This window comes from Streptomyces sp. TG1A-60 (assembly GCF_037201975.1).
Classification (GTDB): domain Bacteria; phylum Actinomycetota; class Actinomycetes; order Streptomycetales; family Streptomycetaceae; genus Streptomyces.
In genome coordinates this window covers 5,274,615-5,301,345 of the sequence record NZ_CP147520.1, presented here as the reverse complement: position 1 = coordinate 5,301,345, position 26,731 = coordinate 5,274,615, and the positions used below count along the sequence as shown (strand labels likewise).

General features: G+C 69.4%; 23 protein-coding genes and 5 pseudogenes. 16 read left to right on the top strand and 12 right to left on the bottom strand.

From position 1 onward, the window contains the following. Positions 1-31 precede the first annotated feature (31 nt). The 6 genes and pseudogenes from WBG99_RS23060 to WBG99_RS23035 all read left to right on the top strand — a co-directional run bounded on the left by WBG99_RS23060 (position 32) and on the right by WBG99_RS23035 (position 3,804). Positions 32-284: pseudogene (locus WBG99_RS23060) on the top strand (hypothetical protein). Further along, positions 272-517 (top strand): hypothetical protein, encoded by a 246-nt coding sequence (locus WBG99_RS23055; RefSeq protein WP_331462026.1) that lies wholly within the window; start codon positions 272-274, stop codon positions 515-517. The pseudogene WBG99_RS23060 and the gene WBG99_RS23055 overlap by 13 nt, the downstream one beginning before the upstream one ends. Before the next feature lie 696 nt (positions 518-1,213). Then, positions 1,214-1,816: pseudogene (locus WBG99_RS23050) on the top strand (helix-turn-helix domain-containing protein); the annotation flags it as partial. Further along, positions 1,816-2,286 (top strand): annotated as a pseudogene (locus WBG99_RS23045) (replication initiator); the annotation flags it as partial. The pseudogenes WBG99_RS23050 and WBG99_RS23045, both read left to right, overlap by 1 nt. A 55-nt stretch (positions 2,287-2,341) precedes the next feature. Then, the gene (locus WBG99_RS23040; protein WP_338898132.1) at positions 2,342-2,569 is read left to right on the top strand and encodes a helix-turn-helix domain-containing protein; all 228 of its coding nucleotides are present in this window, start codon (positions 2,342-2,344) and stop codon (positions 2,567-2,569) included. Then, on the top strand, positions 2,569-3,804 hold the full coding sequence (locus WBG99_RS23035; protein ID WP_338898131.1) for a tyrosine-type recombinase/integrase: 1,236 nt from the start codon (positions 2,569-2,571) through the stop codon (positions 3,802-3,804). The genes WBG99_RS23040 and WBG99_RS23035 overlap by 1 nt, the downstream gene beginning before the upstream one ends. A gap of 140 nt (positions 3,805-3,944) precedes the next feature. Here the strand turns inward: WBG99_RS23035 and WBG99_RS23030 are convergent, their stop codons facing one another. After that, the gene (locus tag WBG99_RS23030) at positions 3,945-4,346 is read right to left on the bottom strand and encodes a hypothetical protein (RefSeq protein WP_338898130.1); all 402 of its coding nucleotides are present in this window, start codon (positions 4,344-4,346) and stop codon (positions 3,945-3,947) included. Next, positions 4,346-6,118: an RHS repeat-associated core domain-containing protein gene (locus WBG99_RS23025; protein WP_338898129.1), complete on the bottom strand. Its 1,773-nt coding sequence runs from the start codon at positions 6,116-6,118 to the stop codon at positions 4,346-4,348. Before WBG99_RS23025 ends, WBG99_RS23030 begins: the two co-directional genes overlap by 1 nt. Before the next feature lie 23 nt (positions 6,119-6,141). On the opposite strand from WBG99_RS23025, the pseudogene WBG99_RS23020 reads away from it, so the two are divergent. After that, positions 6,142-6,418, top strand: a pseudogene (locus tag WBG99_RS23020) (hypothetical protein); the annotation flags it as partial. A gap of 410 nt (positions 6,419-6,828) precedes the next feature. On the opposite strand, the gene WBG99_RS23015 reads toward WBG99_RS23020, so the two are convergent. The 10 genes and pseudogenes from WBG99_RS23015 to WBG99_RS22970 form a co-directional block, all read right to left on the bottom strand. Continuing rightward, on the bottom strand, positions 6,829-8,088 hold the full coding sequence (locus tag WBG99_RS23015; protein WP_338898128.1) for an FAD-dependent monooxygenase: 1,260 nt from the start codon (positions 8,086-8,088) through the stop codon (positions 6,829-6,831). 451 nt (positions 8,089-8,539) lie between these two features. Further along, positions 8,540-9,175: a CoA transferase subunit B gene (locus WBG99_RS23010; RefSeq protein ID WP_338898127.1), complete on the bottom strand. Its 636-nt coding sequence runs from the start codon at positions 9,173-9,175 to the stop codon at positions 8,540-8,542. After that, positions 9,175-9,957, bottom strand: a complete 783-nt coding sequence (locus tag WBG99_RS23005; protein WP_338898126.1) for a CoA transferase subunit A — start codon at positions 9,955-9,957, stop codon at positions 9,175-9,177. Before WBG99_RS23005 ends, WBG99_RS23010 begins: the two co-directional genes overlap by 1 nt. A 10-nt stretch (positions 9,958-9,967) precedes the next feature. Continuing rightward, positions 9,968-10,288: pseudogene (locus tag WBG99_RS23000) on the bottom strand (SDR family oxidoreductase); the annotation flags it as partial. A 129-nt stretch (positions 10,289-10,417) separates the two neighbouring features. After that, positions 10,418-11,383: a fumarylacetoacetate hydrolase family protein gene (locus WBG99_RS22995; protein WP_338898125.1), complete on the bottom strand. Its 966-nt coding sequence runs from the start codon at positions 11,381-11,383 to the stop codon at positions 10,418-10,420. Positions 11,384-11,476: 93 nt separating this feature from the next. Continuing rightward, on the bottom strand, positions 11,477-12,415 hold the full coding sequence (locus tag WBG99_RS22990; RefSeq protein ID WP_338898124.1) for a VOC family protein: 939 nt from the start codon (positions 12,413-12,415) through the stop codon (positions 11,477-11,479). 33 nt (positions 12,416-12,448) lie between these two features. Continuing rightward, on the bottom strand, positions 12,449-13,495 hold the full coding sequence (locus tag WBG99_RS22985; RefSeq protein ID WP_338898123.1) for an amidohydrolase family protein: 1,047 nt from the start codon (positions 13,493-13,495) through the stop codon (positions 12,449-12,451). After that, on the bottom strand, positions 13,492-14,631 hold the full coding sequence (locus tag WBG99_RS22980) for an FAD-dependent oxidoreductase (protein ID WP_338898122.1): 1,140 nt from the start codon (positions 14,629-14,631) through the stop codon (positions 13,492-13,494). The genes WBG99_RS22985 and WBG99_RS22980 overlap by 4 nt, the downstream gene beginning before the upstream one ends. An 87-nt stretch (positions 14,632-14,718) precedes the next feature. Next, positions 14,719-15,690 carry a cyclase family protein gene (locus WBG99_RS22975; protein ID WP_338898121.1) on the bottom strand — a complete coding sequence of 324 codons (972 nt, stop codon included), beginning with the start codon at positions 15,688-15,690 and terminating at the stop codon, positions 14,719-14,721. Further along, positions 15,687-16,697 carry a fumarylacetoacetate hydrolase family protein gene (locus WBG99_RS22970; protein ID WP_338900448.1) on the bottom strand — a complete coding sequence of 337 codons (1,011 nt, stop codon included), beginning with the start codon at positions 16,695-16,697 and terminating at the stop codon, positions 15,687-15,689. The genes WBG99_RS22975 and WBG99_RS22970 overlap by 4 nt, the downstream gene beginning before the upstream one ends. A 124-nt stretch (positions 16,698-16,821) precedes the next feature. Here WBG99_RS22970 and WBG99_RS22965 point away from each other — a divergent pair, with 124 nt between their 5' ends. The 9 genes from WBG99_RS22965 (at position 16,822) to WBG99_RS22925 (ending at position 26,730) form a co-directional block, all read left to right on the top strand. Beyond that, positions 16,822-17,757 (top strand): LysR family transcriptional regulator, encoded by a 936-nt coding sequence (locus WBG99_RS22965; protein WP_338898120.1) that lies wholly within the window; start codon positions 16,822-16,824, stop codon positions 17,755-17,757. Between the two features lie 235 nt (positions 17,758-17,992). Continuing rightward, complete coding sequence (locus tag WBG99_RS22960; protein ID WP_338898119.1) at positions 17,993-19,042, top strand: ABC transporter substrate-binding protein; 1,050 nt, start codon at positions 17,993-17,995, stop codon at positions 19,040-19,042. Positions 19,043-19,158: 116 nt separating this feature from the next. Beyond that, a complete protein-coding gene (locus WBG99_RS22955) occupies positions 19,159-20,016 on the top strand; it encodes a siderophore-interacting protein (protein ID WP_338898118.1) in 858 nt (285 codons plus the stop codon). A 169-nt stretch (positions 20,017-20,185) separates the two neighbouring features. Next, entirely contained in the window at positions 20,186-21,631 is a 1,446-nt protein-coding gene (gene desA, locus WBG99_RS22950; RefSeq protein ID WP_338898117.1) for a lysine decarboxylase DesA, read from the top strand. Then, the gene (locus WBG99_RS22945; protein ID WP_338898116.1) at positions 21,612-22,901 is read left to right on the top strand and encodes a lysine N(6)-hydroxylase/L-ornithine N(5)-oxygenase family protein; all 1,290 of its coding nucleotides are present in this window, start codon (positions 21,612-21,614) and stop codon (positions 22,899-22,901) included. Before desA ends, WBG99_RS22945 begins: the two co-directional genes overlap by 20 nt. Further along, positions 22,898-23,431, top strand: coding sequence for a GNAT family N-acetyltransferase (locus WBG99_RS22940; RefSeq protein ID WP_338898115.1), 534 nt, complete (start codon positions 22,898-22,900; stop codon positions 23,429-23,431). Before WBG99_RS22945 ends, WBG99_RS22940 begins: the two co-directional genes overlap by 4 nt. Then, positions 23,428-25,200 (top strand): IucA/IucC family siderophore biosynthesis protein, encoded by a 1,773-nt coding sequence (locus WBG99_RS22935; protein WP_338898114.1) that lies wholly within the window; start codon positions 23,428-23,430, stop codon positions 25,198-25,200. Before WBG99_RS22940 ends, WBG99_RS22935 begins: the two co-directional genes overlap by 4 nt. Positions 25,201-25,440: 240 nt before the next feature. Next, on the top strand, positions 25,441-26,310 hold the full coding sequence (locus WBG99_RS22930) for a DUF4429 domain-containing protein (protein ID WP_338898113.1): 870 nt from the start codon (positions 25,441-25,443) through the stop codon (positions 26,308-26,310). 162 nt (positions 26,311-26,472) lie between these two features. Continuing rightward, positions 26,473-26,730 carry a hypothetical protein gene (locus WBG99_RS22925; RefSeq protein WP_338898112.1) on the top strand — a complete coding sequence of 86 codons (258 nt, stop codon included), beginning with the start codon at positions 26,473-26,475 and terminating at the stop codon, positions 26,728-26,730. Position 26,731: the final 1 nt, after the last annotated feature.

Genomic DNA, 26,731 nt, shown 5'->3' with positions numbered 1-26,731 from the left:
TGGATGCCCGGTCGCGCGCCGCCTCGCCGGGGTGGTCACGATGACGGCCCCCACCCCTGATGCCGACGGGCACACCCTCTCGCCCGATGCTGGCGCTCTGGTGGTCGACCAGCGGAGCGGCAAGGTGGGCGTGGTGATGGGGCATGTGGGGCCGTACGTCCCACTCCCGGCCACCGCGCGGTGGCCGGGAGTGGGACGTACCGCCCGAGGAGGTACGTCCACCGACTCCGACGGAGGAGTTGAGCGCGAAGGTGGCCGTGGCCAACCGGAGGTGGGGACGGTGACCCCTCGCTCGGTCCTGCGATACGAGACCTGGACTCTCCAGCCCGACCGCGAGCCGGATGCGGAGCCGGTCTTGTACGCGATGCAGTGCGCGGTGGACGGAGAAACCTCGCCGACAAGCGAGGACTTCGCCGAACCGCAGAACTGGGTGCTGCGCCACTGCGGCCAGAACCCGTCCCACCACACCTACCGGGAGATCATCACCCGCCCCTGGCGGACCTGGCGCCAAACATGACCCGCCTCGCTCGCCCAGGCGCCGCACCGCGCTGACCCACCCGACTCCCGTCCCTGCCGGGCGCAGCCGATCGAGGCTCCCCCGCACTCGTCAGCCCCGGCAGGGACGGGCCCTTACGTGCGTGCCGTGCCCATGGCCATGAGGTTCTGGCCTCAGCCACAGAAAGTCAGCCACGACGGCGGGCGCGCCGCCCGATCACCCGTCACGTGTGTCTCGCTCAACCCCGCACCGGCATCAGCCCAGCTATCTCCATCGTGACGGTCCCAGCCAGGCACAACGGCCGCGTTCCGGACGACAGCTCCGCCGGGGTGTTGACGCCGCGCGGTACGAGCTCGCCGGACGGCCTCTCGGGAACCCGGCCGGTCTGCTGCTGAGCGGTTGGACAGCGAGGCTTCCGATTGACAGTCCGGCCTATGCCTCTGGGCCCTGCGCGCCGAGTGGTCGGCGGCCGTCGCCAGCGGGGCGGCAGACAGGAGCGGGCGGCGGTCACCGACCGCCGGCGCGCAGGGCCCGCGTCAGCGGGACGCCCTTGATCAAGTAAAGAAACTCTGAACAGCTCACCCTGTCGCCGCATGTCCGGTCCCGGTAGATGCTTGACAATTCGGTCCCAGCTGATGGTTGACAGTGGCCGTGTTCGGCTTTTCTGTGCGCGTCGTTGCGGTGCGTGTGGGGAGGCCGGGATTGGCGCTGGTGGAGTTGTCGGTTGTCGAGCAGAGATACCGGGCTGTGCTTGCGGTGCTGGCGGGTGCGACGGTGACGGAGGTCGCCGCGTCGCTGGGGGTGTCGCGGCAGACGGTCAGCGGGTGGAAGTCCCGGTATGCGGCCTCGGGTCTGGCCGGGTTGGCGGACCGTTGCCGTAGGCCGGCGTCGTGTCCGCATCAGGCCTCTGCCGAGGTGGAGGCGGCGGTGTGTGAGCTGCGGCGCAAGCACCCGAAGTGGGGTCCGCGGCGGATCGCGTTCGTGCTGGAGCGGTCCGGGACAGTCACGCCGGTGCCGTCGCGGATGACCGTCTATCGGATCCTGGTCCGTCACGGCCTGGTGGAGCCGGGGGTTCGGCGCCGGAAGCGGTCGGATTACAAGCGCTGGCAGCGGGACCGTCCGATGCAGCTGTGGCAGATGGACATCGTCGGCGGGGTGGTGCTGGTCAACCCGGTCACCGGCGAGCTGACCGAGGCCAAGGTCGTGACCGGAGTGGACGACCATTCCCGGTACTGCGTGATTGCATCGGTGGTCGAGCGGGCGACCGGGCGGGCCGTCTGTGCGGCCTTCGTCCGGGCCTTGCAGACGTTCGGGGTGCCTCCCGCATCTACGCCGCCGACACCTACCACCTCATCCGCGCCGGCCTCTCCGGCGGCAAGGACGTGCCTGACACCGTCCGCACCCACCCGCGCGTTTTCGTCACCCTCACTCCACCGTCCTTCGGCCCCGTCCACAACCGCCCCACCACGCCCGGCGGCGGCGTCCGTCCCTGCCGCTGCCGCAAGCTCCACGAACCAACGGACGCCCTGCTCGGTACGCCGCTGAATCCGGCGACGTACGACTACGCGGGCGCGGTCCTGTTCAACGCCCACGCCTCCGCCCTGTGGGCCCGCTTCACCACTTACCTGCGTCGCGAGCTCGCCGCCCGGCTCGGCATGACCCAGAAAGCCGCCCACGCGGTCCTGCGGATCTCCTTCGCCAAGGTCGCCGAGTACCAGCAGCGCGGTCTGGTCCGCTTCCACGCCGTCATCCGGCTCGACGGCCCGGACGGCAGCAGCCAGCCCCCGCCGCCATCTGGCACCGCCAGGAACTGGAGCGGCGGTTCATCGCGGAAGGGGGCTGCTGATGACGGCGCAGACACCCGCCGCGCCCCGCCAGGGGCCCAGCACGCCAGAGGACCTGTTGACGGTGCCGCAGGTCATGGACCGCCTCCAACTCGGCCGCTCCGCCGTCTACGACCTGCTCCGCACCCGCCAGCTCGCCTCGATCACCCTCGGCCGCGCCCGCCGCATCCCCGCCCACGCGCTGACCGACTTCATCCGTGCCCGCCTTGAACAGGAAGCCGCCGCCTGATGACCACGCCGCACCCCGCCTCATCCCGCCGCACCCGCTCCCGCGCCAACGGCGACGGAACCGTCTACCAGCGCAAGGACGGACGGTGGGAAGCCGCCGGGTACGTCCTCGCCCCCGGCAACACCCGCAAGCGCGTCCGCGTCTACGGCACCACCCGTAAGGAAGCCCTGGCCAAGCTCACCGAGAAGATCGCCGCCAGTAACCTCGGCCTGCCCGTCGCGGCAGCCGACAGCACCGTCAGCGCGTACCTGACGTACTGGCTCAACGGCGTCGCCGTCCACCAGGTACGGGAGAACACCCACACTCGCTACGCCGCCTGCGTCCGCCTCCACCTCATACCCGGCCTCGGGGCCAAGAAGCTCGCCCGGCTCACCGCCCGCGACGTCCGCACCTTCCTCGACGGGCTCCGCGCCACCTGCCAGTGCTGCGCCCAGGGAAGGGACACGGCCCGGCGGCAGTGCTGCGCCATCGGCCAGTGCTGCGACAAACGGCTCTCCCCACTGACCGTGACCTACGTCCACTCGGTTCTCAAGTCCGCACTGGAGCACGCCGTCCGCGAAGACGACCTGCCCCGCAACGTCGCCCGGAACATCAAGACCCCCGCACCCCGCCCTCGGCGCTTCAAGCCCTTCACCGCGAGCGAGGCCCGGCGGTTCCTCCACGCGGCCAGCGGCGACCGGATGCACGCTCTCTACGAGCTCGCCCTCCGCACCGGACTCCGCAAGGGCGAACTCCTCGGGCTGCACTGGGAAGACCTCGACCTCGAAGTTGGCACCGCAAGCATCCACCGCTCGCTCCAGCGCACCCCCACCGGCGGCCTGACCATCCTGCACACCAAGACCCGCGCCTCGGAACGCCGCATCGCCCTCCCGACCGAATGCATCAACTCCCTCAAAACCCACCAGGAACGACAGCAGGAAGAGCGCCGAGTCGCCGGGACTGCCTGGTCAGACAACAGGCTCGTCTTCACGACCCCGACCGGCGGCCCTCTCGACCCCGCCAATCTCACCCGCCGCTTCGACCGAATCGTCAACCGGGCCGGGCTCCGCCACATCCGCTTTCACGACCTCCGACACTCGACCGCCACCCTCCTCCTGGAACAAGGCGTCGACCTCGTCGTCATCAAGGAACTGCTCGGCCACGCCCACATCGGCGTCACCGCTGGCGTCTACGCCCACGTTCGGCTCCGCCTCCAACGCCAGGCCATCGACTCCCTCGGCGAAGCCCTCGGCTAGGGCGACGACAGCCCCGACGTCCCGCCCACCGCAGCTGTCGTCCGCTGACGTTGCCGTCACCGTTGCCGTCAGACGCTCCGGAGGCCCCACCGGAAACAAATCCGGTGGGGCCTCGACTGGATTATCGGAGAGGGTTTCCGTCAGTCACCATCAAGTATCTCTTCGACTACCGCCTTGATGGCTTCCAGCGCCCCATCATCCACTGCGAGTGGCGCTGCGAGCGTTTCGACCCAGTGACGCACTTCGACCGCGGTTAGGTCTCGCCAACGCGGATGCAGGGCAGCCCTTCTCGCAATGAGCCGCCAGCGATGCTGGTGCTGCGAGAGCCGATACCAGTCAGCCTGTTTCTGCGCTCTCCCTGGTGTTGAGCTCGAATGCAATCCAGAGACCAGACCTTCACGAAGGTGATTCAGCGCCGACGCATAGACCGGACTCCCGTTGAGCACGTCCGCATCACCGGAGAGCTCAAACTTGAGCTCCATACCGGCACGGAGCAGCATCTCCACCTGGGCAAAGTTGTCGAACTCGACCAGTTCTGACATCAGAAGGGGTTCCTTCCGTGGAATAGGACATTCCCCGCCGGAATCTTCAACGAGCCTCTCGTAATCAGCTCATTTGGCTGAGATCCCGGACCAAGCTCGACACCTTCAGGCATCCGGAAGGCGAACATATAGTCAGCTTTTCCGGCATACATTGGGTTACCGATGAAGATGTTCTGCTCGATCTCTGCCGGGCTTCCAATTTCCTGAGTCACATGGACCTTGCCAGCGGAGTTGGCGCCAATCCTGAGACTGCCGTCATCGGCCAAAATCCCACTGTGCCCTCCCTCGCTCGTGTAATGGAAGTAGACGTTGTCGTCGAGATTATCGACAACGTTCCCGACGTCATGAGTCGCCGCGTTACCGCAGTTGTGAACCAGGACCGGCGTAGCCCCCGCCAGCACATAGTAGGTGTGGAGGTCGCTGACGGTGAGGTTGTGGACGGTGGCTGATGCGGTGGTCCAGCGCTTGATGGCGGTGATCTGGACGTGGGTGCCGGTGCCGGTCCTGAGCCACTGGCCGGCGGTCAGGGCGGTGGCGTCGATCCACTCGCCCAGTTCGGGGACCCAGAAGGGGTGTCCGTCGGTGGCGGTGATGTCGGCGGTTGTCTGGCCCTGGTCGCCGTCGGTGTCGGTGTCGGTGTCGGTGTCGGTGTCGATGGTGACCTTGACCAGGTGTTTGACGCCCTCGCCGGTGATTTCGGCGGTGACCGTTTCCACGGCCGTCTCGCCGGTCTCGGGGTCGGTGGCCTGGACCTTGTCGCCGTTGGTCACGTCCTCGATGGGCTTGGTGGTGCCGTCGGCCATCAGGACCAGGGTTCCGGGGGTGAAGCTGTTGTCCTCGTCCTGGCAGCTGCCGCCCTTGCCGCCGGTGACTCTGGCCTTGGCCCGCTGGTATCCGGTCTTGACCGTCTCCTTGGCTTTGGTTGTGGCCTTCTGGGTCTTGTGGACCGCGTTGCCGGTCTTCTGTGCCCCCTTCTTGGCGGCTCTGGTGGCTGCCTGTTTCGCCTTCTTCTTCAGCTGGGCGGCGCGTTCGGCGGCCTTGCGTTTGGCTTCCTTGGCCTTGCGGGCGAGTTCGCGGGCCTTCTTGGCCATCTCGATGATCTTGCGGGCCTTCTCCTTGGCCTTCATCAGCGCGTGGACGGCCTTGCCGATCCGGTACGCCGCCTTCAACACCCCGGGGATCTTGGCGACCTTGTACCAGGGGATGGCGTTGGCGAACAGGCTGCCGCACGCCCACAGATCGCCCCGGGAGAAGCAGCCGGTCACGTCGTTCCAGCCGACGAACTCCTTCAGTGCCGCCCAGCCCACCGACATGATGATGTCGGAGACGGAGGTGTTCAGGGTTTTCCGTGCCCATGCCTCCTGTGAGGCGGTCGGGCCGCCGTACTCCGTCAGGTTCCCGCCCTCCGAGGCCAGTCCGGAGGGGTCGGCGAAGGTGACGGGATTGTTCTCGCAGTACACGTAGCCGTTCATCTGGACCGGGTCCGCCAGGTCCAGCACCGGGTCCGCGGACAGGAACCGGCCCGTGGCCGGGTCGTACACCCGCGCCCCCAGATGGACCAGACCCGAGGAGGCGTCGTCGCCGCCGCCCACGTACGAACGGTGCGAGCGCCAGCTCGAATGCTCCGTGCGCTCCACACCGAACGGGTCCGTCTTGGAGAACTTGACCCGGTTCCCGGCAGCCAGCGTCACGTTCACATAGGCCGTGCCGTTCTGGTCCGTGACCTGCGCCGACAACTCCGACGCCCCACCGCCGGTCGAGTGCCGCAGCACCGTCGGCGCACCCGGCTGCGCGTAGTAGCGCTCCGCTTACAAAGATCCGGGCGAGGGGTGCGTGGACGATCGTGATCGCGGAGGAGGGGATGAGGCGGTCGTCCCGTACGCCGACCATTTGATCCACATCCCCACCACGCCGACGCTGCTCCAGCCGCCGGTGGCGACGGTGCCGGTGCAGGTCTTCGCCTGCGCCTGGCGACGGCCCGGGGGAACGAGGTGGATCAGCCTCGGAACCTGGCGAAGTCGGTGACGGTGGAGTGGGGCCGCTTGAGGGGGTCGGTGAAGGCTGTGGCGTGAGGTGCGTCGCGAACAGCTGTGTCCAGTTTGGGTACAGCACCACCTGCCAGCATCATCGTGGTCCAGGACCCACCGAAACCATCCACGCCGAGGGAAAGTCGAAGCCGTGACGCCAGTCCCGCAACCCCGCTGACCTCGCGGTTCACCCCCGCCCGCACCGCCCAGGCACTCCTGCCCGGCATCCGGCTCACCATCCCCGCTCTGGCCACGCTCCTTGCCCTGACCATTTTGACGCCCCATCACAGCGACACCTACCAGCTCCAACAGCACCACTGGCGCACCGAGAAAGAGGGATAGTTGGCACTGGATTCGGCGTCCGCGCAGCTGGGCAACGCGTCTCCTTCTTGCCTGCTTGAGGGTGTTGGCCTGCGGCTTGGCCCCGCCCCGCAACGCGGCCCCGGCCACGTGGTTCAGGAAGCGGTGTCGTGTGTCCCGCCGAGGCCGAGGAGTGCGGTGAAGCGGTCTTCGGCCCGGTCGATCTCACCGAGCTGAGTGAGGATCGAACTGGGGGTGGAGTCACCGACCACCTTCTGCATCAGAGGGGTGCGGTCCAGGATCGCGTCCCGGATCGGTCGCAGAGCGCGCGGCGCGTGGTGGAAGACCTGCCCGAGGACATAGGCCTGCTGGGACTGCCGGGCGGTGTGCGGCTTGCGGGGGGCTTCGAAGGCGTCGAGTGCCTGGCGGACAGCGGCGTAGTCGCTCAGGTCCACCCCGGCCAGGTGGCGGCCGATGAAGTAGCCGTCCTCGGTGGCCATACCGGCGCCGTACCCCGCGTACGGGGACGTGGGATGAGCGGCGTCGCCGACGAGAGTGGCGCGGCCCTTGGACCACTGCTTCAGCGGCTTGCGGTCGCGGATCACCCAGTGCTGGACGTGCGCGGGGTCGGTCGCGGCGATCAGCTGGGGGAGCGGACGGGCGAAGGCCTGGCCGAGCCTGGTCGCGGTCGAGTGCAGGTCCCCGGTGAATTCCCGGCTTGCGTCGAATGCTTCGAGCATCCACCACTGGTGGCCGTCACGTCCCTTGTCGCGGATGGCGGTCCAGCTGCCCTGCACAGTGCGGGTGTGGGAGAGGACGCACATCCCGGGCTCGGTCTCGACGCTCTCGTCGAAGGTGTAGCCGCCGAAGATGTGCAGGTTGTGCTCCCGCTTGGGGCTGTCGCCCCACAGCGTGCGGCGGACCAGGGAATCGATGCCGTCCGCGCCGATCACGAGGTCCGCCTCGTGGACCCGCCCGTCCGCGAGGTGCAGCCGGACACCGCTCTCCTCCTGCTCGACGCGCTCCACCGTGTGGTTGACCTGCAGGACTCCCTTGGGCAGCGCGTCGAGCAGCCGCTCGTACAGCTCGGGGCGCAGCAGGCCGATGAAGCCGCCGCCGTAGTCGCGGACAACCTGCTCCGGAAGGGCCGCGAGGACCCGGCGCCGGCCGCGGGCGTTGCGGAACTCGGCGGTACAGGGCGCACCCAGGTCCTCGGTGTTCACTCCGAGCAGCCCGAGTGCCTTGATGGGTGGCGGCCACAGGTTGAGGATGTTGCCGGCGGGTCTGGCGTGCGGGTAACGCTCGAACAGCACGACGTCGTGGCCGGCCTGGTGGACGGAGAGTGCGGCGGCCATGCCACCGGGCCCGGCACCGATGACGGCGACGCGGCCGCGCTTGGCGGGAAGCTTCTTCATCGTGGGTTCCTCGTTCCTGGTTGTCGTTGACCTGGTAGATGGTGAGGGCGGGCTTCTCCCATACGGGATCGGTGCCCGGCCAGGAAGCCCTGGGTGTGCGTGGCCCCGTGGTCGTCGAGCGGGTCGTGGCTGTCCCGGCCTCGGCTTGCGGCTTCGGTGATCTTGCGTGTCGCCCCGATCAGTTCGTTCCGGCCGCCGGGGCGGGCCGCGCACTGCCGGTCACTATGAGCATGTGTGCCTCTGGGGACGGGGATGGTCGCGGCGGAAACCGAGGTGCATCCACGGTTGAAAGGGCCGGCCGATTCCGGTCGATGCTGTTGGCGTCGGTGACGTAGGCGAACCGAACTGGTTGGTGCGGTCCTGGGCGTTCCGGGGTCTGGAGGGTGATTTGCCGGACCATTTGCCGGACCTCGTCCTGGGCGTATGCGGACGAGGTGTCGGTCGTCGTGCCTCAAGCGGCGGTGTGCAGTTTCGCGGCGGTGGCGGCGGTGATGTCGTGGTGGGTGACGCCGGGGGCGGTTTCGACGAGGACCAGGCCGTTGTCGGTGACGTCGATGACGCCCAGGTCGGTGATGACGCGGTGGACGCAGGCCTGGCCCGTGAGTGGCAGGGTGCACTCGTCGAGGATCTTGGGGCTGCCGTCCTTGGCGGTGTGGTCCATGAGGACGATGACGCGGCGGGCGCCGTGGACGAGGTCCATGGCACCGCCCATGCCCTTGATCATTTTTCCGGGGATCGTCCAGTTGGCGAGGTCGCCGGTCGCGGAGACCTGCATGGCACCGAGCACGGCAGTGTCGATGTGACCGCCTCGGATCATTCCGAACGACAGGGCTGAGTCGAAGAAGGCTGCTCCCGGGAGCACCGTGACGGTTTCCTTGCCGGCGTTGATGAGGTCGGGGTCGACGTCGCGTTCACCGGGGTAGGGCCCGGTGCCGAGGATGCCGTTCTCGGAGTGGAGGACGACGTGGACGCCGGGCGGGAGGTGGCCCGGGACGAGGGTGGGCAGGCCGATGCCGAGGTTGACGTAGGAGCCGTCGGTGAGTTCGGCGGCGGCACGGGCGGCCATCTGGTCGCGGGTCCAGGACATCAGCTGTGCACCCTCTCTCGTGCCTGGGGCGCGGCAATCGTACGCCGTTCGATCGGTTTGTCGGCGGCCTGCGCGGGCGTGAGGGCGAGGACCCGCTGGACGAAGACGCCGGGCAGATGGATCGCGTCGGGGGGCAGCTCGCCGGGCTCTACGAGTTCCTCGACCTCGGCGATCGTGATGCGGCCTGCCATGGCGGCCAGCGGGTTGAAGTTGGCGGCGGCCATGTTGAAGACCAGGTTGCCGTGGGTGTCGCCGCGACGGGCGCGGACGAGGGCGTAGTCCGTGGTGATCCCGTGTTCGAGGATGTACGCGCGTTCGCCGAAGGTGCGGCTCTCCTTGGCGGGGGACGCGAGGGCGACGCCGCCGTCCGCCGCGTAACGCCATGGCAGGCCTCCGTCTGCCACCTGGGTGCCCACGCCGGCCGGTGTGTAGAAGGCCGGAATGCCGGCCCCGCCGGCCCGCAGTCGCTCGGCCAGGGTGCCTTGCGGTACGAGTTCGACCTCCAGCTCTCCGCTGAGGTACTGGCGGGCGAATTCCTTGTTCTCGCCGACGTAACTGCCGGTCACGCGACTGATGCGGCCGTCGGCGAGGAGTACGCCCAGCCCCTGGCCGTCGACACCGCAGTTGTTGGAGACGACCTTCAGGTCGGTGGTGCCCTGAGCGTGCAGGGCACCGATGAGGGCGGCGGGTACCCCGGACAGCCCGAAGCCGCCGACAGCGAGCGAAGCTCCGTCGGGGATGTCGGCGACCGCCTCGGCGGCGCTCGCGCTGACCTTGTTCACGTGGGGCCTTTCAGTCGGAGGTCGGCCGCGGATCGGTCGCAGATCGGTGGGAGGCCGATCGCAGGGTGTGGGAGACGGACTTGGCTCCGTCGTGTGCGGTGAGGCCGGCGTCGCCGTCGACGGGGATCTCGGTGCCGGTGGCGAAGGAGGCGTCGTCGGAGAGGAGGAAGGCCACCAGCGGGGTGATTTCGTCGGCGATGCCGACTCGGCCGAGCGGTGTGTCTCGGATGTTCGCCTCGTGGAGGGCGGAGGCGGTCATCTCGGTCTCGATGAAGCCGGGATGGATGGTGTCGACGCGGATCCCTCGCGGGCCCAGCTCGGTCGCCGCAGCTGGCATCAGTGGCGATCACCGTCCCGTCGCCCCGCCCGAGTCAGCGCTTCGGCCACGGCCGCGCCCTGTCCGCGCGCGGCCCTGAGACGACGAAGACCCTGCCGTCCGGCTTGGATTCCGCCGCGCGGTTCACGGGCGCAGCCGGGGGCGTCTGCGGGCGGTCGGCAAGGGCACCGGGTCCACCCCGGCGACCACGGTGTTGGAGACGGTGCCGATGCCCTCGACGGTGAGGGTGACGGTGTCGCCGGGCTTGAGCGGCGGCGGGTCCTGGCGGCCGCGTACGCCCCAGAGTTCGGCGAGGCAGCCGCCGTTGCCGCAGGTGCCGGAACCGAGTACGTCGCCGGGGCGGACCCAGGTGCCGCGGGAGGCGTATGCGGTCATCTCCTCGAACGTCCAGCTCATGTTGGACAGCAGGTCCTTGCCGACGACCTCGCCGTTGATCTCGGCGGTCAGCGCCAGGCGCAGGAATCCGTCGCTGTCGCGGTAGGGCTCCAGCTCGTCCGCGGTGACGAGGTGGGGGCCGAGGGTGGTGGCGGTGTCCTTGCCCTTGCAGGGGCCGAGGCCGACCTGCATCTCGCGGGACTGGAGGTCGCGTGCGGACCAGTCGTTGTAGATGGTGTAGCCGATGATGTGGTCGCGGGCCTGCTCGGGGGTGAGGTCGCGGCCCTCACGGCCGATGACCGCGGCGACTTCGAGCTCGAAGTCCAGTGCCTGACAGCCGGGCGGCACGGGGACGGGATCGCTCGGGCCGATGACCGCGTAGGGGTTGGTGAAGTAGAAGGTGGGCGCGTCGTACCAGGCGTCCGGGGCGCCCGGGATTCCGTCGATGCTGCGTCGTACACCCTCGACGTGCTCCTCGAACGTGACGAAGTCGCGTACGGACGGCGGTTGGAGCGGCGCCAGCAGTCGCACCTCGGAGACGTGCGGGCCGCTCGGCACGTCCAGGCTTGCGTTGCCCGCCTCGCGCAGCGCCTCGGGACCGGCCTGGATCAGATCGAGAAGCGAGGCTCGGCCGGGGTGGGGGTAGAGGACGCCGTCGTCCTCGACGGTGGCGAGACGGCTGCGGCCGTGCTGTTCGTAAGTGGCGAAACGCATGGCAGTCCTAGGGAGCTGGGTGGGTTGACACAGGCCGGGGGCGCGGCGGCATGGCAGGGCGAGGGAGCGCGCCGAGCCCCCGGGGACAAGGGGTCAGACCGGCGGAGCGACGAAGACGCCGCGGTCGACGTCGTTCTGCATCTCCTTGGCGACCATCTCGTTCATCGGGTTGGACGTGCCCCACTGGTCGGCGTTCTCGGGCTTCGTCAGGTCGTAGATGTGCGGGTGCCAGGTGTCCTCGTCCAGCATTTCGAGCTCGGTGGTGTACTCCACGGTGTTGCCGTGCGGGTCGAGGAAGTACGTGAAGGTGTTGTCGCCCGCCATGTGCCGCCCGGGGCCCCAGATCTTGGGAGTGCCGGAGCGCATCACGCGGCCGGAGCCGCGCATGTACTCGTCGATGCCGCGCAGCTCGAAGGAGAGGTGCTGCAGGGAGGTGTGCGGACCGCTGGCAATGGCCATGGAGTGGTGCTGGTTGCTGATCCGCATGAAGTGCATGACCTCGCCCATGTGCGGCAAGGTCATCGTGTCGGACAGCCGGAAGCCGAGGTGCTGCTCGTACCAGGCGCGGGTGGCGCTGATGTCGGGAGAGTTCAGGACGACGTGCGAGAGACGGACGGGGATGGACTCCTTCTCCTCGACACGACGGTGCCGGCGCGCCTCGACGTCGGCCGAGACCTCGATGGTGCGGCCGTCGATGTCGAAGAAGCGGAAGCCGTAGCCGCCGCCGGGGGTGTCGACCTTGCCCGGCTGGGAGACCAACTGCACTCCACCCGCGAGGAGTTGCTCGGCAAGCGTGTCCACGTCGGCGGGGTTCGCCGCGCCGTAGGAGATGAGGTCGAGGCGCTTCTCCTCGGCCTTGCGGAGCCGGACGATGTACTGCTCGGGGGAGCCCTCGGCGGCCAGGAAGGAGATGCCCGAGTCTTCGGCGACCTTGGTCAGGCCCCAGACGCCGGCGTAGAAGTCGAGCTGCTTGTCGTAGTCCGGCACGGCCAGGTCGACGTGGCGCAGGTGAGTGAGCAGACGTGCGCTCATGGTGGGGGTTCTCCTCTTTGCGGTTCAGACGGTTCAGACAAGGCGGAGCAGCGCTGCGGCGTTGCCGCCGCGGACAGCGTGGAAGTGGGGGGCGGGCAGGTCCGTGACGTCGCGCAGAGCGCCGAGCGGGTCGTCGGTGCCCATGTCGAAGGGGAAGTCGGAGCCGAGCAGGACCCGGTCGGGGCCGGCCACGCGGATCAGCTCGCGCAGGACGTCCGGGTCGTGCACAAGCGAGTCGAAGTACAGCTGCTTGAGGTAGCTGCTGGGCGGGCCGGCGCAGCCGCGGGTGTCGGTGCGGGCGCGCCAGGCGTGGTCGGAGCGGCCGATGTGGGTGGGCAGATAGCCGCCGCCGTGGGCGGCGACGACGCGCAGCCCCGGGTGCCTGTCCAGGACTCCGGAGAAGATCAGATGGGACAGGGCGACGGCGTTCTCGGCCGGTTGGCCGACGGTATTGGACAGGTACCACCGGTTGAGGCGCTCGTCGAGCGTGCAGCCGAAGGGGTGCAGGAAGAGGATCGCGCAGGTTTCCTCGGCCCGTGTCCAGAACGGTTCGTATGCGGGGTCCGACAGTTCGCGTCCCGGCGCGTGGCTCGAGATCTCGACACCGCGCAGGCCCAGGCCGAGGGCGTGCTCGAGTGCTTCGACGGCGAGGCCCGGGTGCTGGAGCGGGACGAGGCCGAGGCCGTGCAGCCGCTGCGGGGCCTGGGCGACGTGCGCGGCGGTGCCCTCATTGGCAAGTTCCCACACCGTACGGGCCAGGTCCTCGGGGGCCCAGTAGTGGTAGTGCGACGGAGACGGCGAGACCAGCTGGACGTCGATCCCGGAGGCGTCCATCGCGGCGAGCCGGGCCTTGACGTCGGTCAGCCTCGGGATGCGGTCCCGGAACATCGGGCCGCTGACGGCGACGGCCTCGGGGCCGTTGCGGCGGGCGTCGAGATCGCGGGCGGCGGCCAGCCCGGGGTGTCCGGCGACGGCGTCCTCGACCGGCGGGAGCAGGACGTGCGCGTGGACGTCGATCGTCGGTGCGCTGTTCGGGGGACTCACCGGGTTCACGGGGTTCACCGGGTTCACGGGGTTCACGGGGTCTCCCTCAGGACGGACATCGTGCGGCCGATCAGACCGGGTGCGTCGGCGTCGCGGACGCCGTCCAGCTGCCACTGTCCGAGTTGCACGGACGCTTCGACCACCATGCGGACACGGTCGATCCGGCGTTCGTAGAAGCCGGTCAGCAGGGCGTCGAGGGAGCTCCAGTCCTGCTCCTCGCTCAGCATCTCGGCCAGTACGGAGGCGTCCTCCAGCGACATGGCCGCCCCCTGGGCGATCGTGGGGGGACAGACGTGGGCCGCGTCACCGATCAGCACGACTCGGCCGCGGTGCCAGGAGCCCTCGACGAGCAGCCGGTCGAACCAGGTGTAGTTGACCTTGGCGGGGTCGGTGATGCTCGCGGCGATCTCCGGCCACACACCCCCGTAGGGTGCGGCCAGCCGCCGCATCTCGTCCGCGTACGAGGCCGGGTCGATGGAGGCGCGGTCGCGGTTGGCCTCGACGAGGTAGGCGTAGATGGTGTTCTTGCTGGTGGGGCAGTAGCCGGCGATGTAGCACGTTCCGCCGTAGGACAGGTCCATGCGCTCCACGCCCGCGGGGCGGGGCGCGGGGGCGCGCCAGATGGCCATGCCGGTCGGTTCGGGCTTGTCGCTGATGCCGATCATCGCGCGGGTGCGGGAGCTGACGCCGTCGGCGGCGATGACAAGGTCGTAGCGCCCCTCGGTGCCGTCGCTGAACCGGGCGGTGACGCCGGACGCGTCCTGCACCAGTTCCTCGGCGGTGGTACCCAGGCGCACCGTCGCGCCGCTCTCGCGAACGGCCTCACACAGGATCTCCTGGAGCCGGGGCCGCTGCATGCCGACGGTCGCGGGCAGGTCGTCCCCACCGGTGCGGATGTCCTGCTGGACATGGAACACGGTCCCGTCGGGCGCGGCCAGGCTGACGGCGTCGACGGCGTAGCCACTCTCCCGGACCTTGTCCCACACGCCCACTTCGCGCAGCACGCGCAGCGCGTTGCCCTGGAGGGTGATGCCGGAGCCGAGCACGTTCCAGTCGGATTTGGCCTCGATCAGTTCCACGGCGACACCCGCCCGCTGCAGCAGCACGGTCACGGCGTTGCCGGACGCGCCGCCGCCGATGACGAGGACGGTGCGGAGGCGGGAATCTTCCATGGGTTCTCCCTGAGATGGTGCCGCGCGACTTCGAGCGGCAAGGGGGTGTTGCGGGCCGGGCGCGGCGCGCCCGGCCGTCCAGGGGCGTTACTTGACGGCGATGGGATTCACCGGTGAGCCGACGGAACCGGTGATGGGCAGTGGCGCGGCGGTGAGCCAGAACTCGTACCGGCCGTCGGCGGCGCAATGCGCGGCGAGGGCGTCGAGGTCCCACATCTCACCGATGAGCAGACCGATGTGGGGGATGGCGACCTGGTGCAGCGGCTGGAAGGCGTGGTCGAACTCGTTGGGCCGCACCTCGAAGCCCCAGGTGTCGGTGGCGATCCCGGCGATCTCGCTCCGGTGCAGCCAGCCGGCCGTACTGAAGCTCAGCCCCGGCGCGGGCCCGCCCGCGTAGTCGCCCCAGCCTTCGTGACGGGCACGTGCCAGCCGCCCGGTGCGCACGAGGACCAGGTCGCCGCGACCGACGGTCACACCATGCGAGGCGGCGGTCGCGGTCAGGTGCTCCTCGGTGATGGCGAAGCCGTCGGGCAGTTCGCCGCCCTGGCCGATGACCAGGCCCACGTCGAGGAGGACGCCCCGCCCGGCGACGTGCGGAGCCATGTGCTCGATGCCGGTGACCAGGTCGCCTTCGGAGGTGACGACCTTCTCCGCCGGGCGGCCGTTCCACGCCTTGCCGTGATCGAAGATGTGCCCGAGCCCGTCCCATTGGGTGGAGCACTGCAGGGGCATGGCGATCACGTCGTCGGCGCCGCCGAAACCGTGCGGAAAGCCCTGGCCGCCCAGGGCGGCGTCGGTACCGGTGGCGAGCATCGTGTGCACCGGGTTCGTACGCCGCCGCCAGCCTTTCTGCGGGCCGTCCATGTCGAAGGCCTGTGACAAGGAGAAACTGACGCCGTCGCGGATCAGGGCCGCGCCCTCGCGGCGCTTGGCCTCGTCGAGGAAGTTGAGCGTGCCGAGCACGTCGTCCTCGCCCCAGCGGCCCCAGTTCGAGCAGGCCTTCGCGGCCTCGGCGATCGCCGCCTCGGGATCCGTACGGTCGATACGGTCGGCGGTCATCGGGCCTCCTCCGTGACACAGCGGGTGCGCTGGGCTCCGAGCCCGGTGACCGAGCCGTCCATCACGTCGCCGTCGCGCAGCAGCCGGCCCCAGTGGATGCCGTTGCCGGCCGGGCTGCCGGTCAGGACCAGGTCGCCGGGAAGCAGTCGGGCGCTCTGGGAGATGTACGAGACCAAGCGTGCGACGCCGAAGATCATGTCCTTGGTGGACTCGTCCTGCATGGTCTCGCCGTTGAGTTTCAGGGTGACCTGCAGGTCGGAGGGGTCCGTGATGGAGCCGGCCGGGACGATCCACGGGCCGAGCGGGGTGAAGCCGGGGGCGTTCTTGCTGCGCAGCCAGTCGGTGCCGATCGGGGGCATGTCCCGGCGGAAGACGGTCGCGCGGTCGGTGAGGTCGTTGGCGATGGTGTAGCCCGCGACGTGATCCAGGGCTTCCTCCACGGTGACCTGGTAGGTGGGGCGGGAGATCACCGCGGCCAGTTCCAGCTCCCAGTCGGGCTTCTGGGCCCGGGCGGGCAGTACCACGTCGTCGTAGGGGCCGCTGATCGTGGTCGGCAGGCCGATGAAGACGTAGGGGAGGTCCTCGGCGGCCCGCTCGTCCATGACCGCCGCGACCTCGGCGCGGGCCTCCTCGACGGTGCGCGGGTCGTCCGGGGCGCGGTGTGCGACCGCCAGGTCGATCACGTGCTGCCGGTAGTTGGCGCCGGACTGGAAGATCTGCCGGGGCTCGACGGGCGCGTGCACCACCAGGTCCGCCACCGGCCGCCAGTCGCGCGTCGGGTCCCCGGCGAGGGTGTGCAGCCGCGGCAGCTCCTCGTCCCAGCGCTCCAGGAGCGCGAGCGTGGTCAGCGCGGGTTCACCCAGTGCCGTACGCAGGTCGAGCGCTCGGCCGTCCGGCGCCACGAGGCCCGGCCACCGGGCTTCGCCCGGTGCCGAGAGCGTGCCGAGGGCGAACGGGCCGGAGAAGGGGATGAGGGGTGCCGACGCGGCAGCGGATGTCACGGAGATGTCCTCCCGATTGCGGTTCCACTAATCTGGCCCGTAACTTCTGATCTGGGAAATCGATTCCCTGGATGATCTCAATCCAGGCGACAAATACCCGTACGCTTCCGACACGGCACTGGGACGCTTCGTGAATCTGGCAAGCCTCGACCTCAACCTCGTCGTCGCCCTGCGCGCCCTTCTGGAGGAGCTCAACGTCACCAGGGCGGGCCGGCGCATCGGGCTCAGCCAGCCCGCCATGAGCGCCGCCCTGGCCCGGCTGCGTCACCACTTCGACGACGAGCTGCTCTCCCGGGCCGGCGGACGCTACGAACTGACCGCCCTCGGTCTGGCCCTCCTCGACCGCACCGCCACCGCCTGCGACCTGCTGGAGCGCGTCTTCTCCAGCCAGGCCGACTTCGACCCGGCGCACGAGGAGCACGAGTTCACTCTGATCGCCTCCGACTACGCGGTGGCCGTCTTCGGTGCCGAACTCGCCCGCGCCATCCACGCCGAGGCGCCAGGCATCCGGCTCCGGTTCAAACAGGCACCTACGGAAATCATCGACAACACCGGGGCGCTGCTGAGCACCGCCGACGGACTGCTGATGCCACACGGCATCATCAGCGGCTTCCCCACGGTCGAGCTCTACCGGGACAGCTGGGTCTACCTCGTCGCCGACGACAACCCCGAGGTCGGCGAACACCTCACCCTCGACGACCTGGCCCGCCTGCCGTGGGTGACGTACCAGCGCACCTACGACGCACCCGCCGCCCGCCAGATCGGCATGCTCGGTATCGAGCCGCGCGTGGAGGTCTCCGTCGACAGCTTCCAGCTGATGCCCCTCCTGGTCGCCGGCACTCGCCGGGTGGCCCTCATCCAGGGACGTCTGGCCGGGCGGCTGGACGGACTCGTCCCCGTTCGCGTCATGGAACCGCCCTACGACGCCGTGCCGCTCCAGGAAGCCCTGTGGTGGCACCCGGTGCACACACACGACGCGGCACACATCTGGCTGCGCGAGACGGCGTCCCGGGTCGCCGAGGCCGTCAAGGCCGATCGGCCCACGATCTCCAGTCCGCCGAGTTGAGGATGGACTGGGCCCTGCAACGGCAAGACACGCGCATCACGTCGAGGTACCACCTGTTGGACCATCAGCAACCCACCCGACCTTAGATTCACAGGCGAATCAAAGGTCAGGACCGGCGTCGACCCGGGCACCCCTCTGCCGGGACCACCTTCTGGACAAGCAGTGAGGTTAGGCTAACCTATCTTCGAACTCGCCCTCGGGCGGTACTCCGCCCCGTTCGAAAGTAGCCACACACATGTCCAACGCCAGAGCCGCTCACCTCACCCGCCGTGGCATCCTCGCCGCCGGTGGCGCACTCGGTCTCGGTGCCGTCCTCGCCGCCTGCGGGGACGAGGACGCGAGCAGCGGCGCTGGCTCCGACAAGGAGTCGGCTGCCGCCGGGTCCGGCCCCTGGTCGTTCAAGGACGACCGCGGCGAGACCGTCAGGACGGACCAGGTGCCGGCGGACATCGTCGCGTTCGTGGGGGTCGCCGCCGCGCTGTACGACTACGGCGTCGGCGTCAAGGGCGTCTTCGGGCCGACCAGGACGACCGACGGCAAGGCCGACGTCCAGGCCGGCGACCTCGACATCGGCAAGGTCACCATCCTCGGCAACACCTGGGACGAGTTCAACGTCGAGAAGTACGCCGCGCTCTCCCCGGACGTCCTCATCACGACGCTGTTCGACGACGCCGGCACCCTCTGGTACGTGCCCGAGGCCTCCAAGGACAAGATCGCCAAGCTCGCCCCGAGCGTCGGCGTCTCCGTCTACGACCGTCAGATGACCGAGCCGCTGCAGCGCATGCTGGAGCTGGCCGGGGCGCTCGGCGCCGACACGGAGTCCGAGAAGACCACCGCGGCCAAGAAGCGGTTCGAGGACGCCGCCGCCCGGCTGCGCGCGGCCACCAAGGCCAAGCCCGACATCAAGGTGCTCGCCGGTTCCGCCAGCCAGGACATCTTCTACGTGTCCGGCTCCAACCTCTCCATCGACCTCGAGTACTTCAAGGCCCTCGGGGTGAACTTCGTCGAGCCGAGCGCCGCCGCGCTGAAGGCGAGCGGCGGCTGGTTCGAGAACCTCAGCTGGGAGAACGTCGACAAGTACGACGCGGACGTCATCATGATGGACAACCGCACGTCGGCGATCCAGCCGGACGCGATCGAAGAGGCGACGTGGAAGAAGCTGCCTGCGGTGGAGGCGGGGCAGGTCATCGGCCGTAACCCCGAGCCGATCCTGTCCTACGACAAGTGCGCGCCCCTCCTTGAGGAGCTGGCCGAGGCGATCGAGAAGGCCGAGAAGGTCAGTTGAGGCAGTGGGTGAACCGCGGGCCCGTCGTGGCTGACCGCGCGGTTCCCCGCGACCCCGGGTTTCCCGGGCTCGCCCTTTCCTGCATACGCTCCCGCCCCTGATTCAGGAGCCACCCCATGACGACGGCCGTAGCCGCCCCCTTCCGTTTCTTTGCCCTTCAGGTCGTGCGGACGGAGCGGCTGGGGCCGTCTCTCGTGCGTGTCTCGTTCGCGGGGGACGATCTCGGGTCGTTCCACTCCGACGGCCGGGATCAGTCGCTCTCGCTCTTCCTGCCGCATCCGGGGCAGGACGCCCCGGCCGTGCCCTGTGAACTGGGCGACGGCTGGTGGCAGGCGTGGCGGGAACTGCCGGACGACGTGCGGGCAGTGATGCGCTCGTACACCCTGCGGGGACTGCGCCGCGGCCTCCACGGCGAGACCACCGAGATCGACATCGACTTCGTGCTGCACGGCGTGGAGCCGGGCGCCGCCGTGCCCGCAGGGCCCGCGTCCCGGTGGGCGTCGGCGGCGCGGGCCGGCGACCGGGTGGTGCTGCTCGGGCCCGCGATCGCCGACAACCGGGCGATCCGTTTCCGGCCGCCGGCGGACGCCGACCTGGTGCTGCTCTGGGGGGACGAGACGGCGTTGCCCGCCGCCTCGGCGATCCTGGAGTCGCTGCCCGCGGGGACGCGGGCCCGGGTCTGGCTGGAGGTCCACGAGGCCGGGGACATCCAGGACCTGGCCACCGAGGCCGACGCCGAGATCACCTGGCTGGTCCGGCGGAAGGGCGCGCCGACCGCCCTCGACGCGGTCCGGGCCGCCGAACTGCAGCCCTGCGAACGGCCGTACGCGTGGATCGCCGGTGAGTCCGGCCGGGTGAAGGAGCTGCGCCGGCATCTCGTGCGGGAACGCGGGATCGACCGTCGGCGGGTGACGTTCGTCGGGTACTGGCGTGAGGGCCTGACGGAGGAGCAGTTGCGGGAGCGCGGCGAGTAGCCGCAGTTGCCGAGGACACCGAAGTGATCACGGTCACGGCGGAGTCAGAGCTCCGGCTCGATAGCTTAGGTTAGGCTAACCTAAGTTGAATGACGGGATGCCGCCCCACACTCACGCTCACCTCTCCGCCCCGCCCCGCCCCGGACCGCCCCGCTCGGAGGACCTCCCCATGCGCTCGCACCTGCTCAATGACACGACCGCGGAGCGGTACCGCCGCACCGTGACCGAAGGCGTGGAGCGGGTGGCGGCCAGACTCGCCACCACGGACCGACCGTTCACCGGTGTCACCGTCGACACCCTCTCCCCCGGCATCGAGCGGATCGACCTCGACAAGCCGCTGCACGACACGGCCGCCGTCCTCGACGAACTCGAAGACGTCTACCTCCGCGACGCGGTCTACTTCCACCACCCGCGCTACCTCGCCCACCTCAACTGCCCGGTCGTCATCCCGGCCGTGCTCGGCGAGGCCGTCCTCTCCGCCGTCAACTCCTCCCTGGACACCTGGGACCAGTCGGCCGGCGGCACCCTGATCGAGCGCAGACTGATCGACTGGACCAACGAGCGCATCGGCTTCGGGCCCTCCGCCGACGGCGTGTTCACCTCCGGCGGCTCACAGTCCAACCTCCAGGCGCTGCTCCTCGCCCGCGAGGAGGCCAAGACCGACGACACCGCCGAACTGCGCGTCTTCGCCTCCGAGGTCAGCCACTTCAGCGTCAGAAAGTCCGCGAAACTGCTGGGCCTCGCCCCGGACGCCGTCGTGTCCATCCCGGTCGACGGCGACAAGCGCATGCAGACGGTCGCCCTCGCCCGCGAACTGGAGCGCTGCGAGAGCGACGGCCTCGTCCCCATGGCCGTCGTCGCCACCGCCGGCACCACCGACTTCGGCTCCATCGACCCGCTGCCCGAGATAGCCGAGCTCTGCGGCCAGTTCGGAGCGTGGATGCACGTCGACGCCGCCTACGGCTGCGGCCTGCTCGTCTCGCTCAGGCGCCGCGCGCTGCTGACCGGCATCGAGCGCGCCGACTCCGTCACCGTGGACTACCACAAGTCCTTCTTCCAGCCGGTGAGTTCGTCCGCCGTGCTCGTCCGGGACGAGTCCACGCTCCGCCACGCCACCTACCACGCGGAGTACCTCAACCCGCGCCGCATGGTCACCGAGCGCATCCCCAACCAGGTCGACAAGTCCCTCCAGACCACCCGCCGCTTCGACGCGCTCAAACTGTGGATGACGCTGCGCACGATGGGCGCCGACGGCGTCGGGCAGCTCTTCGACGAGGTCTGCGACCTGGCGGAGGAGGGCTGGAGACTGCTCGCCGCCGACCCGCGCTTCGACGTGGTCGTGGAGCCCCGGCTCTCCACGCTGGTCTACCGCTACATCCCCGAGGCCGTCACCGACCCGGCCGAGATCGACCGAGCCAACCTCTACGCCCGCAAGGCCCTGTTCGCCTCCGGCGACGCCGTGGTCGCGGGCACCAAGGTGGGCGGTCGCCACTATCTGAAGTTCACCCTGCTCAACCCCGAGACCACGGTGGCCGACATCAGCGCCGTACTCGACCTGATCGCCGGCCACGCCGAGCAGTACCTGGGAGAATCCCTTGACCGCGTCGCTTCCTGAACCCGTCGTGAGAGCCCATGACTTCATCGGCATCGGGCTGGGACCCTTCAACCTCGGCCTCGCCTGCCTCACCGAGCCCATCGCCGAACTCGACGGGATCTTCCTGGACTCGAAGCCCGACTTCGAGTGGCACTCGGGGATGTTCCTCGACGGCGCCCACCTCCAGACCCCGTTCATGTCGGACCTGGTCACCCTCGCCGACCCGACGTCCCCGTACTCCTTCCTCAACTACCTGAAGGACTCCGGCCGTCTGTACTCGTTCTACATCCGCGAGAACTTCTACCCCCTGCGGGTCGAGTACGACGACTACTGCCGCTGGGCCGCGAACCGGCTGGGCAACGTGCGCTTCGGCACCACGGTCACCGAGGTGACGTACGAGGACGGCCTCTACGCCGTGAGGACGGCCGGCGGAGACGTTCTGCACGCCCGTCACCTCGTCCTCGGCACGGGAACCGTCCCGTACGTCCCGGAGGCCTGCCGGGGCCTGGGCGGCGACTTCTTCCACAACGCGCGCTACACGCACCGCAAGGCGGAGCTCCGGGCGAAGAAGTCGATCACTATCGTCGGCAGCGGCCAGAGCGCCGCGGAGATCTACCACGAGCTCCTCTCCGAGATCGACGTCCACGGCTACCAGCTCAACTGGGTCACCCGCTCCCCGCGGTTCTTCCCGCTGGAGTACACCAAGCTGACGCTGGAGATGACCTCCCCGGACTACATCGACTACTTCCGCGCGCTGCCCGAGGAGACCCGCTACCGGCTGGAGAAGCAGCACAAGGGCCTGTTCAAGGGCATCAACGGGGATCTGATCGACTCGATCTTCGACCTGCTGTACCAGAAGAACGTCACCGCCGCCGGACGCCCGGTCCCCACCCGCCTCCTCGCCAACTCGTCCCTCAACAGCGCGCGTCACGAGGACGGGCGCTACATCCTGGGCCTGCGCCAGGACGAGCAGGGCAAGGACTACCAGATCGAGACCGAGGGCCTGGTCCTCGCCACCGGCTACCACTACCAGCCGCCGGCCTTCCTCGCCCCGATCCACGACCGGCTCCTCTTCGACGGCCACGGCCGCTTCGACGTGGCCCGCAACTACTCCATCGACACCACCGGACGCGGCGTCTTCCTCCAGAACGCGGGCGTCCACACACACAGCATCACCTCGCCCGACCTGGGCATGGGCGCGTACCGCAACGCGTCCATCATCCGCGAGCTGCTCGGCACCGAGTACTACCCGGTCGAGAAGACCATCGCGTTCCAGGAGTTCGCCGTATGACCTTCACCTTCCGCCCCCTCGACCCGCTGAGCGACGCCGAGTTGCTGCACGGCTGGGTCACCCACCCCAAGGCGGCGTACTGGATGATGCAGGACGCCGGACCGGAGGACGTCGAGCGGGCCTACACGGACATCGCGGCCGACCCGCACCAACACGCCCTGCTGGGGCTGCTCGACGGCGAGCCCGCCTTCCTCATGGAGAAGTACGACCCCGCCCACCGAGAACTGGCCGGCCTGTACGAGTCCGAGCCCGGAGACGTCGGCATGCACTTCCTGGTGCCGCCCACGGACACCCCGGTGCACGGGTTCACCAGGTCCGTGATCACCGCCGTGATGGCGCACCTCTTCGAGGACCCGGCCACCTCCCGGGTCGTCGTCGAGCCCGACGTCACCAACAAGGCCGTGCACGCGCTCAACGAGGCCGTCGGCTTCGTCCCCGAGCGCGAGATCGACAAGCCGGAGAAGCGCGCGCTGCTCAGCTTCTGCACGCGAGAGCAGTTCTTCGAAGCTGCCCGAGGAGTAGCCGTATGACCCTGTCCGACGCCGTAGCGCATCTGTCCCCCCACCGCTGGGCGCGGGCCAACCGCCTGCTCATCCGCAAGGCCCTCGCCGAGTTCGCCCATGAGCGGCTCATCACTCCGGAGGCCACCGCCGACGGCCGCTTCGAGGTGCGCAGCGACGACGGTCACACCCGCTACGGGTTCACGGCCGTCCGCCGCGCCCTCGACCACTGGCAGGTCGACGCCGACTCGATCTCCCGTCGACGGGACGGCGTCGACCTCCCCCTCGCCGCGCTGGACTTCTTCATCGAGCTGCGGCAGTCCCTGGGCCTGAGCGAGGAGATCCTGCCGGTCTACCTGGAGGAGATCTCCTCCACCCTCGCCGGCACCTGCTACAAGCTCACCAAGCCGCAGACGCCGGTCGCCGAGCTGGCCGCCGCCGGGTTCCAGGCGATCGAGACCGGGATGACCGAGGGCCACCCCTGCTTCGTCGCCAACAACGGCCGCCTCGGCTTCGGCGTCCACGAGTACCTCTCGTACGCCCCCGAGACGGCGAGCCCGGTCCGCCTGGTCTGGCTGGCCGCGCACCGCTCGCGGGCGGCGTTCACGGCGGGCGTGGGCATCGAGTACGAGGCGTTCCTGCGCGAGGAGCTGGGCGCGGAGACGGTCGCCCGCTTCGACTCCGTGCTCGTCGAGCAGGAGTTGGACCCGGCCGACTACCTCTTCATCCCGGTCCACCCCTGGCAGTGGTGGAACAAGCTCACCGTCACCTTCGCCGCCGAGGTCGCCCGGCGGAACCTGGTGTGCCTCGGTGAGGGCGACGACGAGTACCTGGCCCAGCAGTCGATCCGCACCTTCTTCAACAGCTCCAGCCCCGAGAAGCACTATGTGAAGACGGCCCTGTCCGTCCTCAACATGGGTTTCACGCGCGGCCTCTCGGCGGCGTACATGGAGGCCACCCCGGCGATCAACGACTGGCTGGCCGGCCTCATCGACAACGACCCGGTCCTCAAGTCGACAGGCCTGTCGATCATCCGCGAGCGCGCGGCCGTCGGCTACCGGCACCTGGAGTACGAGGCCGCCACCGACAAGTTCTCCGCATACCGCAAGATGCTGGCCGCGCTGTGGCGGGAGAGCCCGGTGTCCGGGCTGAGGGAGGGCGAGTCGCTGGCGACGATGGCCTCCCTGGTCCACGTCGACCACGAGGGCCACGGCTTCGCCGCCGCGCTGGTCGAGCGCTCGGGCCTGACCCCGGCGGAGTGGCTGCGCCGCTATCTCAAGGCGTACTTCACCCCGCTGCTGCACAGCTTCTACGCGTACGACCTCGTCTTCATGCCGCACGGCGAGAACGTCATCCTCGTCCTGAAGGACGGCGTGGTCGAGCGGGCGATCTACAAGGACATCGCCGAGGAGATCGCGGTCATGGACCCGCAGGCGGTGCTGCCGCCTGCGGTCGAGCGGCTGCGCGTCGACGTCCCCGAGGACAAGAAGCTCCTGTCGATCTTCACGGACGTATTCGACTGCTTCTTCCGCTTCCTGGCCGCGGGCCTCGCCGAGGAAGGCGTCCTGGAGGAGGAGGCGTTCTGGCGCACGGTCGCCGAGACCGTCCGCGACTACCAGCACGCGATGCCCGAACTCGCCGACAAGTTCGCCCGGTACGACATGTTCGCCCCCGAGTTCGCGCTGTCCTGCCTCAACCGGCTCCAGCTGCGCGACAACAGGCAGATGGTCGACCTGGCGGACCCGGCGGGCGCGCTGCAGCTCGTCGGCAGCCTGAAGAACCCCATCGCGGGGCTGTAGCCACCGGCACGGCCCCACCCCGGCGGGCGGGCACCTCGGAGTACGGTCCTCCGAGGTGCCCGTCGTGTGCCCCGGTCTCCACCGCGCGGGCCAAGGGCGCCCGCGGCGAACGGTGGTACCCGAATCCCGAGCGCGTCCCACCCGGGGCCCCGCACCGCGAGCCGGGACCTGCGGGCGTCCCCGTCACCGAACATTCAGGTCCAGACCATCACGCCGCCAGCCGGTGGAAGAATCCCTGTCATGGCGGAAATCCTCCAGCGGGACGGCACGTGGACCTTCGACGGCGACAGACTGCGGCTGACCCCGGGCCGCGACAAGAACGTGAGCCTGCTCCGCAAGACCCTCGGCGAACTCTCCGTGCCGCTGGGCGCGTTGGCGGGCATCTCCTTCGAGCAGGGCAAGAAGTCGGGGCGGCTGCGCCTCAGGCTGCGTGACGGCTGCGACCCGCTCCTCCAGGCGACCGGCGGCCGGCTCGGTGACTTCGACGACCCCTACCAGCTGAGCGTCGAGTCGGACCGGTACGGCGTCGCCGAGTACTTCACGGACGAGATCCGGCACGCGCTGCTTCTGGACCAGGTGCCCACCGACGCCGTCGACTCCTACCTCCTGCCCGGCCCCGCCGTCCCGCTCTCCGTCTCCGCCGGGGACGGCACCGCGAGCTTCGACGGCGGCCACGTACGCCTGGAGTGGAACTGGAAGACGGAGGACGCCAAGGCGGCGGCCGGTGCGCGGACGCTGGCGCTGCCGGACATCGCGGCCGTGGAATGGCACCCCTCCGTCGGCCTGGAGAACGGCCACCTCCGCTTCACCGTGCGGAACGCGCCGACCAAGGCGCCGCCCAAGTACGACCCGAACGCCGTCGAGCTGTGGGGCTTCAAGAAGGACCCGTTGATGGCACTGGTCGCGGCGGCCGTCCAGGCCCGGCTCCCGCATCCGGCCGCCCCGGCCCCGAAGCGACCGGCCCCGACCCCGCCGGACCGGCAGACCGCCGAGGAGGACCACGACGCCCTGCTGCGGCGACTGCGCGAGCTGGGCGACCTCCACAGGTCCGGCGTGCTCACCGACGAGGAGTTCACCCTGGCCAAGCAGGCGGTCCTCAAACGCCTGTGACGCGAGCCTCCTCGGACGACGGGACGCGAGACGCCGGATGGGCGGCTCGCGCACAGGGACGCATAACACATTCCATGTTCACCCAAAGACCGGTAACGGAACCCTGCCCGATATCGGGCAGGATTCTTGCGAAACCGCCGCCCGTCCCCCAGGATCTACCGGGTGCACGACGAACTCGTTGATCACCTGACGCGATCCTCGCCCCTCAGCCGGGGCGAGGCACTGCGTGTGATCCAGGACGTGCTCGCCTACTTCGACGAGACGACGGAGGACTACGTCCGTCGCCGCCACCGCGAGCTCCAGGCCCAGGGCCTGGTCAACTCGGCGATCTTCGAACGGATCGAGGCGGACCTGAAATACCGGACGGTCGCACCGCCGGAGCTCACGCTCAGGCAGCTGCGCCGCATCGTTTACGGCTAGG